Here is a 12,031-nt window from a genome sequence, read left to right as displayed (position 1 = left end):
GCGGCAGGGCCGTTATCCCACCCAGCGCCAGACCCCTGCAACCATATAGCCCAGCGCGCCATGCGCCCAGCTCGCCGCGAGCCAGAGGATGATCCCGCCGAGCAGCGCGTGCGCGCGCGGCATTGCGTCGGCCCATGGCGCCGCGCCGCCGACCTGCCGCGCAAAGGGAACGAAGCTCGTCCGCGCCGCCCAGCCGCGCCAGGCGTCGCCCATCAGTCGCGCCTTCTTGACATCCTGCCCCGCCGATCCGGCGAGCGCGAGGAAGGCGATCGTCGCCGACAGCACAATCTGCCCCGGCGTCGGCATCACCATGACATGCGCCAGCGCCCATAGCGCAAAGCCCCACATCATCGGGTGGCGCGTGATTGCGAACACCCCGCGCGGCGCGGCCTGTGCAGCCTTTTCGGCGCCCGGCGCCGCCAGCGCGGGATTGCCGACCAGCGACCCCACGAACAATATGCTCGCGAACAGCACGATCAGCGAGGCAAGCGCCCAAAGCCCGTCCCCGACCGGCCAAAGCGGCGGTTCGGGCGGCATCCCGCGCCACGCCTGCACCACCAGGATGAAGGTCGCGATCGCGACGATCGAATAGACGATCTGGAATCCCCGCTCACCCAGTCGGCTCGCCAGCCCCGCGCGCAACGGATGCGACATCAGCAAATGGGTGCCGACGAACAGGACGCAGGTGGTAATCAACAGTGACATCGGTTGCATGGCGGACACCCTTATTGATCGACAATCCGTTCGCTTCCCAGCGCGATGACCCTCAGGCGAGTCGCGATGTTTGCAGTGACAACATCTTGGACAGCAAAGATAACATCGTCAACATTTGATCATGTTCCCGATCGCATCGATCACCATTTACGCCCGTCATCCCCGCGAAGGCGGGGATCTCGCCGCTGCCTGAGAACGCGAGGGCGAGATCCCGGCCTTCGCCGGGATGACGAAATCAACACCTACCGATCATAGGCCTTCGGCAACGCGCCTTCCTGCGGCGTCGCATAGCGATCGCGCAGGCGGTCCTGCCGGGTCGTCAGCGACTGCGCCCTGCCGTCGATCCAGATCGCGACCGGTCGGCTGCCGAGTTCGAGCGGGTCGTTGTCCCAGATCACGACGTCGCCGACGCGGCCGGGGCGCAGCGATCCGATGCTGCCTTCCATGCCTACCGCGCGCGCGGGCGCGCTGCTGATCGCGGCAAAGGCCTGATCCCACGTCATCCCGCTCGCACCAGGCATCCGCGCCAGCCCGACCAGATTGCCCGCATATTGCGTGGCATAGCCCATCTTGTGTGCATCATCGTCGTCGAACACGCCCACTGACACATCGACGCCCGCGGCCTTCAGCCGTCCGGCGTTCGATTGCGTCGCCGCCAGCCGCTCGAAACTGTCGGGCAGGTCGCTCAGCGGCGAGACGAGCACCGGCACCTTCGCCGCGGCGATCTCGCGCGCGACGAGCCAGCCGTCGGTGACGCCGACGAGCACCAGCTTCATCGCCGGAAACTCGCCTTTCAGCTTCAGCACATTGACGATGTCGGCGGCACGGTCGACCCGCACGAACAGCGGCGTCGTGCCGTCGATCACGCGCACCAGCGCCTCGGCATCGGCGCGCTGGAGCATCGCGTCATTGCCCCATTCGGCGAGCGCCGCGGGATTGCGGGCATAGCTGCGCGCCGCAAGCAATTGTTCACGGAACAAGAGGAAGGTCGCGGCGCGGCTGCCCCCCGCCTTCGCGGCCCCATCCTCGCCGAACGCCACATATTGCAGCGCGCGCGGGCGCGTCACCATGTCCATATCGTCGGCCAGGTCGACGACCGCGCCCTGGCCCGCGAACAAATTGCTGCTGCCGCCGGGCGCGACGATCGCGCGCGTGACGCCCGACGCGCGATTGACCGCGACGGGCGATCCCATCGGGTTCAATGCTGGCGCAATATCAAGCCCCGCCGAAAAGCGCGTGCGCGGCGCCGCGCGGTCGTTCGATCCGCTCACCGCGTCGACCTCGACCAGCCCGACCCGGCTGAACGCCGCGACGATGCCCGGCGTCACATAGCGGCCTTCGGCATCGACGCGCTCGACGCCCGCGGGCACCGCGACGCCCGCACCGGCGGCGACGACCCTGCCGCCGCGCACGACGACGGTGCCGCCCTCGATCGGCGCGCTGCCGTCGCCGATGACGAGCCTGGCATTGGTGATCGCGACATCTTGCGCGGCGGCGGGTGCGGCCAACGCCAAGGCTGCAACGAGCGCAGTCCCCAGCCCCGTTCGTGTCGAGCGAAGTCGAGACACGCCGAAGGCGCGCACGAACGATGGGCATCGCGACTTCGCCTGATGCAAACGGGTGTGAAAGGCGGTGAAGCGCTTGCTCATTTCACATCTCCTTCACCCGGCTGCCCCAGCTCGAAATCGCTGACCGGTCGCCGCCGCGGGTCCATCGCATCGAACATCAGCGCACCGTCGATCCAGACCTTCTCGGGCCGCGTATAGGCGCTGAACGGATCGCCGTTCCACAGCACGACGTCGGCCATCTTGCCCGGCTTCAGGCTGCCCGTCTGCTCGCCGATGCCCAGCGCCTTCGCCGGGTTATAGGAAAGCCAGCTCCACGCCACCGCATCGCTGACGTCGATGCCCATGCGGCGCCCGGCTTTCAACGCCTTCGCCGCTTCCTGATTGAGCCGCTGGATCTGGTTCGCGTCGTCCGAATGGACGATCGCGCAGGCGCCGGCCTTGTGAACCAGCGGGACATTTTCGTTCACGCTGTCATAGGCTTCCATCTTGAAGCCCCACCAGTCGGCCCACATCGCCGAACAAATGCCTTCCTTCGCGAGCATGTCGGCAATCTTGTAGCTTTCGACCGCGTGGTGAAAGGTCGATACCTTGTAACCGAACTCCTTCGACATATCGATCACCAGCGCCATTTCGTCGGCGCGATAGCAGTGATTGTGGATCAGGATTTCGCCCGCGAGCACCCCCGCGAGCGTTTCCATCGCGAGGTCGCGGTCGACGGCCTTGCCGTCGTCCAGCTTTTTCTTATAGGCGACCGCCTTCGCCCAGGTTTGGCGATTGACGGCAAAATTGCCCATGCGGGTAGAGGGCATCCGCCCCTTGCCGCCATAGACGCGCTTCGGATTCTCGCCGCACGCCATTTTCAGGCCATAGGGCGCGCCGGGGAACTTCATCCCCTGCACCGTGCGCGACGGCACATTTTTGAGCGTGATCGACCGCCCGCCCATCAGGTTGGCGCTGCCGGGCAGGATTTGCAGGCTCGTGACGCCGCCATTCGCCAGCGCGCGGCTGAACCCCGGATCCTGTGGCCACACGCTATGTTCGGACCAGACTTCGGGTGTGGTCGGCGACGTCGCCTCGTTGCCGTCGTCGTGCGCATCGACGCTGGGCGAGGGATAGTCGCCAAGGTGGCTGTGGATGTCGATGATGCCGGGGGTCAGCACCTTGCCGGTGCCGTCGATCACATCATAGCCCGCCGGGATCGCCGTGTCGGCGCCGCCGACCGCCTCGATCTTGCCGCCGGCGAACAGCACGACGCCATTGTCGATCCGCCCGCCTTCGCCGTCAAAGATCGTCACCCCGCGCACCGCCGTCGGCCGCCCCGGATAGGGCGTATAGGTCGACGGATAGGGGTTTTTGTCGAACTTCGCTGGTTTGTCGGCGCTCGCGGCTGGCTTGTCGCCCGCCGACGCCGCACCGCCACCCGTCGCCGCACAGCCGACAAGCGCCAGCGACACCGCAGCCAGCAGGCTGCCCTTCACACCCGTTTTCATGAATTACGCCCCCTTGGGTTCGGGATGAACGCCCGCCGCCTGCGGCTCGGCCAGCTCCTTGCTGCCCGCCAGCTCATCGGCATCGCGCAGCGTATCGAGGTGCATCAGCTTCTTGATCAGCGGCGACACGAGGATCACCAGCACGCCAAAGCCGATCGCCCACAGGCCGATCGTCTGATAGACATCGAGCACCAGCGCCTTGCCCGCACCCTCGCCGCTCGCCTTTTCGGAGCCCGTCGCCGCGGCGATCAGGCCAGCGGCAAAATTGCCGGTCGCGGAGGCGAAGAACCACGTCCCCATGATGAGCGAGGCCATGTGCGCGGGCGCGAGACGGTTCATCGCACTGAGCCCCACGGGCGACAGGCAAAGTTCGCCGGTCGTGTGGAGCAGATAGATCAGGAAGATGAACAGCACCGGCGTCGCATTGCCCATGCCGACCGCTTCGGCGCCCCATTTGAGGACAAGAAAGCCGAGGCCCAGTTGCAGCATCGCCAGGCCGAACTTCGCCGGCGCCGAAGGCTCCATGTTGCGGCGACCGAGCCACGTCCACAGCATCGCGAACAGCGGCGCCAGCAGGACGATATAGCCGGCGTTGAGCGACTGGAACACCGACGCGGGCACCCCGGCGCGATCGACATAGCGATCGGTGAACAGGTTGAGCGACGAACCCGCCTGCTCGAACAACGCCCAGAACAGGATCGAACCGAGGATCAGGAACATGGCGGCAAAGATGCGGTCGCGATCGTCCGACGGCAGCTTCACCACCGCGGTGAAGATGACATAGGCGACGAGGATCGCCCCGGCGACGCCGAGCAACGTGCCGACGACCGCCTGATTCTGCACCATCCACCAGCAGACGCCGACGGCAAGGATACCGACGATATAGAGCAGCCATTCGAACTTGATGCCCATCACCGGCGCGGCGAGCCTGGCGGGATCGGGCGCTTCGCCGCGGCCGAGCAGCAGCGGCTTGCCCCAGATGAAGACGATCAGGCCCAGCAGCATCCCGAAGCCCGCGGCGCCGAAGCCATAGGCCCAGCCATAGGTTTCGCCCAGATAGCCGCAGAGCAGCGAACCGAGGAAGGCGCCGAGGTTGATCCCCATATAGAAAATCGTATAGGCGCCGTCGCGGCGCACGTCGGTGCGCGGATAGAGCTGGCCGACGATCACCGAGATATTGGCTTTCAGGAAACCCGAACCGACGATGATGAAGGCAAGCGCCAGCCAGAAGATGTTGAGGCTGGCGGGATCCTGCCCGCCGTCACCCTCGAAGCCCATGATGAAATGGCCGAAGGTCAGCAATATGGCGCCGAAGAGCACTGCCTTGCGCTGCCCCAGCCATTTGTCCGCCAGATAGCCGCCCAGCACCGGCGTGATGTAGACGAGCGCGGTATAGGCGCCATAGATGACCCCCGATTCACTGTCCGAGAACAGCCAGTGCTTCGTCAGGTAGAAAATCAGCAGCGCGCGCATCCCGTAATAGGAAAAACGCTCCCACATTTCGGCGAAAAAAAGGACGAAAAGCCCCTTGGGGTGGCCGAGAAACGTCCCGGCGGCATCCCCGTGCTGGGCATAGGCTTTGGTCATGGCGACCCTTCCCTGGATATGATGTTGGCCCCAGGCAGCGGGGCGGATGGCCGCAACCTAACGTCAAAATTGCGTATGGGAAGAATCTAATTGCGCGCGAAACCATCGCGATCGGGCCGAAAACTGTTGCGAATCACTCGCAACACTTGCGCGGAGGCGCGCCAAAGGCCACATGGCACGCCATGTTCAACGACAACTCCTCGCTCCTCGCCCATCTCGCCACCCGCCGTTCGGGCAAGGCGCGCGACATGGTGGCGCCCGGCCCCGACGCCGCGCAGCTCCGCGCCATCATCGAGCTTGCGCTGCGCACCCCCGACCATGGCAAGCTCGCCCCCTGGCGCATCGTCACCGTCGCCGACGACCAGCGCGCGGCTTTCGCGGCGCTGCTCAAGGAAGCGTGGGTCAAGGAGAATCCCGGCGCCGCGGGCATGGATCTCTCCGCGCTCGATCAGTTCGCGCACCAGGCGCCCACCCTGCTCGTGCTGCTCTCCACCCCTGTGAAGGGGGCCAAAATCCCGCTGTGGGAGCAACGGATGTCGGCGGGCGCGGTGGGCATGAACCTGCTCCACGCCGCGCACGCGCACGGCTTCGTCGGCAGCTGGCTCACCGGCTGGGCCGCCTACAGCCCCGACGTTGCCGCGGCGTTCGGCGCGGGCGAGGGCGACACCATCGTTGGCTATTTCTTCCTCGGCACCGCGAACGCCCCGCTATCCGAACGACCAAGGCCCGAATATGACGAGGTTGTTCGCGCCTGGGACATTTAATGTCGCCGTTTGGCGAGTTGACGTAATAAGCGACATTTGACTGTGCTGCTGTCTTATGGCATTAAGTCGCCATGCTCGATCAGTCCAAACCCGTGTACCAGCGCCTGCGCGACGTGATCGCCAACGCGATCCTCGACGGCACCTTTCGCGACGGCGACATGTTGCCTTCGGTGCGCAGCCTCGCCGCCGACGAAGGCGCCAACCCGCTCACCGTCGCCAAGGCCTATCAGACCTTTCAGGACGAGGGGCTGGTCACGGTGAAGCGCGGCGTGGGCATGTTCGTCGCCGAGGGGGCGACCGATCGGCTGCGCGACCTGATGCGCGAAGATTTCCTGACGAATGTGTGGCCCCCGGTCGCACAGCAGATGCGCCGCATCGGCCTCGACGCGCGGACCTTGCTCGATTTGACCGAGGCCTGACGAGGTCTGCCGGTTGGAAGGTGATTCCCGACCGTCCCTATTCGTCATCCCGGCGAAGGCCGGGATCTCACCCTATCAGTTTACCGCACCGGCGAGATCCCGGCCTTCGCCGGGATGACGGTAAGAGAGAGGCCGCTACCGACCCTTAACCCCGCCCCCCCTACCGCCCGATCTGCGCCGCCTTGTCGCGCAAATCCGCCGCCGCCTGGCGCTTCCCGCGCCGCTCCAGCAGCGCCGCGTATAATTCCATGATGCCCGCGTTCAGCGGCTGCAACCGATAGGCGCGGTCGATCAGCACCAGCGCGCGCGCATCGTCGCCCTTTGCCGCCCACGCGCGTGCGAGTTCGCGCAGCACCACGGCGTCGCGATCGCCGATCCGGCTGCCCACGCGCTCGAAATGCGCGATCGCCGCGTCCCAGTGCCCAAGCTCGATCGCCAGATGGCCCGCGATCCGATCGGCGGCGACGCTCGACGGCTGACGGTCGCGTAACGCCATGATCGCCGCGCCCGACCCCGCCGCGTCGCCGGCGCGATAGAGCGCATTCGCGAGCCGCAACGTCGTGCGCTCCCCCGCGTCGAGGTTGCGGGCGGCGCGATAGGCCTCGACCGCCAGCGCGTAGCGCCCGCCCGCGAGCGCCGCGTCGCCGAGCAGCATATGCGCGTCGGCGACTCCCGGATTGGCATCGCGCAGCCGGACCGCGCGCTCGATCGCGCGCGCCGTGTTGCCGCGCGCCATATCCGCCGAAATCGCCGGGATCACGGTCGCCGGATCGAGCGGCGCGGCGTCGGCGGCCATCGTCAGCAGGCCATAATCGGCATCGACGGCAAAGGGCACCGCCTCGCCGCGGTCCAGCGTCGCGGCGCGCGCCTGATAGCCGGCCGATTCGATATCGCGTCCCTGTTCGGCCGCCGCGCGCGCGGCGAGCAGCAGCGACCAGCTGTCGGCGTCGGGCCGCGCGACGAGCGGACGCAGCGCCGCGAGCGCCGCCTCGGCATCGCCGCCCGCCCATTCGGCCGCCGCCAGCAGGCGCCGTGCGGCGAAATTATGCGGCTGTTCGGCAAGCAGTCGCTCGGCCCAGCTCGCCGCCACCGCCTCGCCGCCCAGCTCCAGCTCGACCACCGCGCTCAGCAGCATGAACCCCGGCTCGGAATCGAGCGCGCCGCGCGTGCGCTGGAGCAGACTGCGCGCGAGCCGGTAATTCGCCGCGCGTGCCGCCAGCACGGCTTGCAGATAATGGATCCGCGGCTCGCGCGGGACGAGCACCGCCGCACGGCGCAGCGCCGTCAGCATGTCGCGGTAGCGGCCAAGATCGCCGAGCGTCGCCGCCTGATCGATCAGCGCCGCGGCATTGCCCGGATCGGCGGCAAGCGCCCGGTCGTACCACGCCAGCGCCGCGGTTAGCCCTTCGGCCCTCCGCACCAGATTGGCCTTATACGCCAGCGCCGCGCTGTTCGCCGCGTCGAGTTCAATCGCATAATCGACCGCGTCGCGCGCGCCGCGCATATCGGCGCTGGCGTCGCGAAAGCGCGCGACATCGACCCACAGCGCGGAGCTGCGCGGCAGCTCGTGCACCGCGCGGTCATAGGCCTCGCGCGCCGCCGCCAGATCGCCGTTCGCAAGGTGAACGTCGCCCGCGACCCACGCCGCCTCGCCCAGCATTTCGGGGATGACCGGCCCGGCCTCGAGTGCGGCCAGCGCCCGCGCGCCGTCGCCCTGCAATTCAAAGGCGCGCGCGAGCAGTGGGCGCAACGCCGCATCATTCGCCCCCGCCTCGATCGCCCCCTTCACCGCCGCTTCGGCGCCGACGCCATCGCCGAGCGCGATCGCCACCCGCGCGAGAGCGACGCGCTCGGCGATCGCCCCGGGATCGTCGGCTATGGCCTGCTGCAAAGCGGCACGGCGCGCCTCCATCTCGCCGCGCGGCGTGTCGGACGCGCCGCCGCACGCCGAAAGCGACGCCGCGATCAGCAGCGCGCCCGTCCAGACGCGGCGAAAGCCCATTCAGCCCTGCATCCGATATTGTTTGAGCAGGTCGTAAAGCGTCGGGCGACTGATCCCCAGCAGCTTGGCCGCGTGCGAGATATTGCCCTCGCTCTGTGTCATCGCGCGGCGGATCGCGACGCGGTCGGCTGCCTCGCGCGCGCTGCGCAGGTTGAGCCACATATCCTCCTCCTCTTCCGCAGCGCCGGCCATGTCGAGGTCCCCGCGCGTCACCAGCTTGCCATCGGCCATGATGACCGCGCGCTTGATCCGGTTTTCCAGCTCGCGGACATTGCCCGGCCAGCGGGCTTCGTCGATGGCCTGTAGCGCGTCGGGTGCAAAGCCGCGCACGCCGGGGTTCATTTCGGGTGCATATTGATGAAGGAAATGCCGCGCGAGCAGCACCGCGTCGCCCGGCCGTTCGGCGAGCGACGGAATCTTCACGACCATTTCGGCAAGCCGGTAATAAAGATCGTCGCGAAAGCTTTGCGCGGCGAGCATGGCGTCGAGGTCGCGGTGCGTCGCACAGACGATTCGCGTATCGACCGCAATCGCCTTGCGCCCGCCGATCCGCTCGATTGTCCGCTCCTGCAGGAATCGCAGCAGCTTGACCTGCAACGACAGCGGAATGTCGCCGACCTCGTCGAGAAAAAGCGTGCCGCCGTGCGCCAGTTCGATCTTGCCTTCGGTCGTCTTGACCGCGCCGGTGAACGCGCCTTTTTCATGCCCGAACAATTCGCTTTCAAGCAGGTTTTCGGGGATCGCGGCGCAATTGATCGCGACGAACGCCCCGTCGCGCCGCGCGCTTGCCTCGTGCAGCCCGCGCGCAAGCAGTTCCTTGCCCGTCCCGCTCGCTCCGAGCAGCATCACCGATACGTCGAGGTTCGCGACGCGCTCGATCGTGCGCGCCACCTTGAGCATTTCGGGCGCGCCGGTGATCATTCCACCGAGCACGCGATTGTCGCGGGCGCCCTGGCTGGCCAGCCGCGCATTCTCGACCTCCAGTTCGCGGACGTGAAAGGCGCGCGCGACGATCAGCCCCAGCGCGTCGATGTCGATCGGCTTCTGATAAAAATCCCACGCGCCGCTGGCGATCGCGTTCAATGCGCTGGCGCGTTCGCCATGGCCCGACACGACGATCACCTTGGTATCGGGTTTCGCTTCGACGATGGTTTTCAGCGTGCGGAACCCCTCGCGCGTGCCGTCGGGGTCGGGCGGCAACCCCAGGTCGAGCGTCACGACATCGGGTTCCTCGGCGCGCAGCAGTTCGATCGCCGTGTCATGGTCGCCCGCGACGAACACCTGATAATCTTCATAGGCCCATTTGAGCTGCGTCTGCAGCCCCGGATCATCCTCGACCACCAGCAGTTTGCGACGGGCTGCCGCCGTTTCGTTCATGTCCGCCCCCCATTGATCGCCCGCGCGTCAACCACCGCGGCGCTGGACGCGTCGGCGAGCGGCAGCCACAATGTGAAATTGCTTCCTTCGCCGACTTCGCTGGCCACCTCGATCGCGCCGCCCATCGCCTGAGCCAACTGCAGCGCCTCGAACGCCCCGAGTCCGAACCCGCTGTCCTTGGTCGAGACAAAGGGCTTGAACAGCTCGTCGCGAATGAACTCGCGCGTCATGCCGCATCCCTGGTCGATCACGTCGATCCGCACGCGTCCCTGTTCGGCGACCGCGACGATCTGCACCGGCATTCCCGCGGCAGAGGCCTCGATCGCATTGGCGACGAGATGCCCGACGATCCGTCGCACCGAGCCCGCATCGGCCCACGCGGCAAGGCCGGCCTCGCACCCGATGAACAGCTCGCGGCGCGGCCGTACTTCGGCGGCGATGTCTTTCAGTATCGGTTCGACCGGAACCCACCCCGGATCGGCCGTCGGTGCATGCTCGCGCGGCGACAGGCGGACGAGCAGATCGGACAGCCGCCCCGCCGAAATCTTCAGCGTCTGCGTCATGTCGGCGCGGAACGCCGGATTGTCGGCGTGGCGCTCGGCGTTGCGCGCCAACAGGCCGAGCTGGCTCGCCAGATTCTTGATGTCGTGCATGATGAAGGCAAAGCGGCGGTTGAACTCGTCGAAGCGCCGCGCCTCGGACAGCGCCCGCTGGCTCTGCGATTCGGCGATATAGCTGGCCGCCTGCTGCCCCGCGATACGCAGCACGTCGAGATCCTCCCAGTCGAGCGCGCGCGACACCGCGGGACGGTGCAGCACCGCGATCGCGATCATCCGCTGGAAATGCAGCACAGGCACGACCACCCACGCGCGCGTGTCGGCGAGCAACCATTGTGGGATGGCCAGATCCTGGCCACCCTGCCCGCGCCTTTCGGCATCGAGTTCGACGATATGCTGCGTTTCCTGAAGCATGAAGGCCGACCGCAGCGACAGCGTCGCATCGTCCGCCACGTCGCCCGGCCAGCACCATTGTTCGGCGATGCGAAAACCGCCCGCGGCCGCTGGCGTCATCAGCAGCGCGCCGGGGCTGCCCGTCAGTTCGGCGAGCGCCTTGGCGACGCGGCGGTAAAGATTGCGGTCATCCTCACCGCCGTCGCCTTTGGCGCCCTGCGCCAGCGTCGCGGTGAAGCGCATCCATTCGGCGCGATAATCATAACGATGCTCGAAAAAATGCTTCGAGATCATCACCGACAGCCACGCGCGCGACCGCGCCGAGGCAAGCATCAGCACTGCCGCGCCCGACAGCGCGAGCAGCGAGATGGCCTGCGCCAGTTCCGCATAATCGCCGCCCATGGCGCGGGCGGCGGCAACGGTCAGCGCGATCAGGATCAGGTAGCAGGCCGCGCCCAGCAGGGTCAGCGCGCGTGTCGCGGCGGGACGTGACAACCGCATCCGCTCGCGCCCGATGTCCATCGCCGCCACGACATAGGTTGGCAGCGCCAGCAGCGCGACCGCGGGAAGCAGCGCGATCAGCGTCGATGCGCGCGTGCCTGTCAGCGCGCCGATCAGCTGGACGTTGAGCTGGTAAGCCCAGAGCATTGCAAAGCCGCCCGCGACCGCCATCACCGGCATCCTCAGCCCAGCGCTGCCCTGACGCACCCCCGCATCGACGATGACCAACCCACCGGTCGCCACCACCATCGCGGCGAACGTCAGCGTCGATCCCATCCACGGACCCGCCGCCGCCCCGCCGCGCCAATAAGCCGCGACGCCGAGCAGCAGCGTCAACACGCAGACAGTGACGAGCATCCGCAGGATAAGTCGCAACGACCGCGCCATGGGCGCGCGCGCCGACCAGAAGGTCGCGCCGAGCCAGACAAGCATCGCCGCGTCGCGCAGCGTCTGCACCACCAGCACCTGCGGCGCACCCGGTGTAAAGCGCATCATGGCCGCCGCCCACAGCGCCGTCGTCGCCGCCCCCAGCGCAAGCAGGCGCGGCGCGGGCATCAACGCCGCCATGCGCGCGCGGGGCCGCAACAGCAGCCACAGCGCCGCTCCGGCAAAGCCGACGAGCGCCATGCCTGACAAAAGCTGCGAAAGGCCGTCCATTG

General features: G+C 67.4%; 9 protein-coding genes. 2 read left to right on the top strand and 7 right to left on the bottom strand.

All coding sequences use genetic code 11. From position 1 onward, the window contains the following. Nucleotides 1–12 precede the first annotated feature (12 nt). The 4 genes from SALA_RS04835 to SALA_RS04820 all read right to left on the bottom strand — a co-directional run bounded on the left by SALA_RS04835 (nt 13) and on the right by SALA_RS04820 (nt 5,359). Entirely contained in the window at nt 13–714 is a 702-nt protein-coding gene (locus tag SALA_RS04835; protein ID WP_011541263.1) for an NnrU family protein, read from the bottom strand. Nucleotides 715–956: 242 nt separating this feature from the next. Next, nucleotides 957–2,363, bottom strand: a complete 1,407-nt coding sequence (locus SALA_RS04830) for an amidohydrolase family protein (protein WP_084764673.1) — start codon at nt 2,361–2,363, stop codon at nt 957–959. Further along, nucleotides 2,360–3,772, bottom strand: coding sequence for an amidohydrolase (locus SALA_RS04825; RefSeq protein ID WP_011541261.1), 1,413 nt, complete (start codon nt 3,770–3,772; stop codon nt 2,360–2,362). The genes SALA_RS04830 and SALA_RS04825 overlap by 4 nt, the downstream gene beginning before the upstream one ends. A gap of 3 nt (nt 3,773–3,775) precedes the next feature. Next, nucleotides 3,776–5,359 (bottom strand): peptide MFS transporter, encoded by a 1,584-nt coding sequence (locus SALA_RS04820; protein ID WP_011541260.1) that lies wholly within the window; start codon nt 5,357–5,359, stop codon nt 3,776–3,778. Between the two features lie 182 nt (nt 5,360–5,541). On the opposite strand from SALA_RS04820, the gene SALA_RS04815 reads away from it, so the two are divergent. After that, nucleotides 5,542–6,123 carry a nitroreductase family protein gene (locus SALA_RS04815; protein ID WP_011541259.1) on the top strand — a complete coding sequence of 194 codons (582 nt, stop codon included), beginning with the start codon at nt 5,542–5,544 and terminating at the stop codon, nt 6,121–6,123. A gap of 71 nt (nt 6,124–6,194) precedes the next feature. Then, nucleotides 6,195–6,542 (top strand): GntR family transcriptional regulator, encoded by a 348-nt coding sequence (locus SALA_RS04810; RefSeq protein ID WP_011541258.1) that lies wholly within the window; start codon nt 6,195–6,197, stop codon nt 6,540–6,542. 160 nt (nt 6,543–6,702) lie between these two features. Here SALA_RS04810 and SALA_RS04805 read toward each other — a convergent pair whose 3' ends face one another. From SALA_RS04805 to prsK, 3 genes are read right to left on the bottom strand one after another with little or no spacing between them, the layout of a single operon-like run. After that, nucleotides 6,703–8,544: a tetratricopeptide repeat protein gene (locus SALA_RS04805; protein WP_011541257.1), complete on the bottom strand. Its 1,842-nt coding sequence runs from the start codon at nt 8,542–8,544 to the stop codon at nt 6,703–6,705. Beyond that, on the bottom strand, nt 8,545–9,921 hold the full coding sequence (gene prsR / locus SALA_RS04800) for a PEP-CTERM-box response regulator transcription factor (RefSeq protein WP_011541256.1): 1,377 nt from the start codon (nt 9,919–9,921) through the stop codon (nt 8,545–8,547). Then, entirely contained in the window at nt 9,918–12,029 is a 2,112-nt protein-coding gene (prsK, locus tag SALA_RS04795) for an XrtA/PEP-CTERM system histidine kinase PrsK (RefSeq protein ID WP_153802767.1), read from the bottom strand. Before prsK ends, prsR begins: the two co-directional genes overlap by 4 nt. Between the last annotated feature and the right edge of the window lie 2 nt (nt 12,030–12,031).

It is taken from the genome of Sphingopyxis alaskensis RB2256 (assembly GCF_000013985.1).
GTDB classification, from domain to species: domain Bacteria; phylum Pseudomonadota; class Alphaproteobacteria; order Sphingomonadales; family Sphingomonadaceae; genus Sphingopyxis; species Sphingopyxis alaskensis.
This window is presented reverse-complemented; position numbering and strand designations above follow the sequence as displayed.

Coding starts and splice junctions, on each gene's coding strand:
- prsR (WP_011541256.1), bottom strand. CDS start 9,921: ATGAACGAAACGGCGGCAGCCCGTCGCAAACTGCTGGTGGTCGAGGAT.
- SALA_RS04815 (WP_011541259.1), top strand. CDS start 5,542: ATGTTCAACGACAACTCCTCGCTCCTCGCCCATCTCGCCACCCGCCGT.
- SALA_RS04820 (WP_011541260.1), bottom strand. CDS start 5,359: ATGACCAAAGCCTATGCCCAGCACGGGGATGCCGCCGGGACGTTTCTC.
- SALA_RS04830 (WP_084764673.1), bottom strand. CDS start 2,363: ATGAGCAAGCGCTTCACCGCCTTTCACACCCGTTTGCATCAGGCGAAG.
- SALA_RS04835 (WP_011541263.1), bottom strand. CDS start 714: ATGCAACCGATGTCACTGTTGATTACCACCTGCGTCCTGTTCGTCGGC.
- SALA_RS04825 (WP_011541261.1), bottom strand. CDS start 3,772: ATGAAAACGGGTGTGAAGGGCAGCCTGCTGGCTGCGGTGTCGCTGGCG.
- SALA_RS04810 (WP_011541258.1), top strand. CDS start 6,195: ATGCTCGATCAGTCCAAACCCGTGTACCAGCGCCTGCGCGACGTGATC.
- SALA_RS04805 (WP_011541257.1), bottom strand. CDS start 8,544: ATGGGCTTTCGCCGCGTCTGGACGGGCGCGCTGCTGATCGCGGCGTCG.
- prsK (WP_153802767.1), bottom strand. CDS start 12,029: ATGGACGGCCTTTCGCAGCTTTTGTCAGGCATGGCGCTCGTCGGCTTT.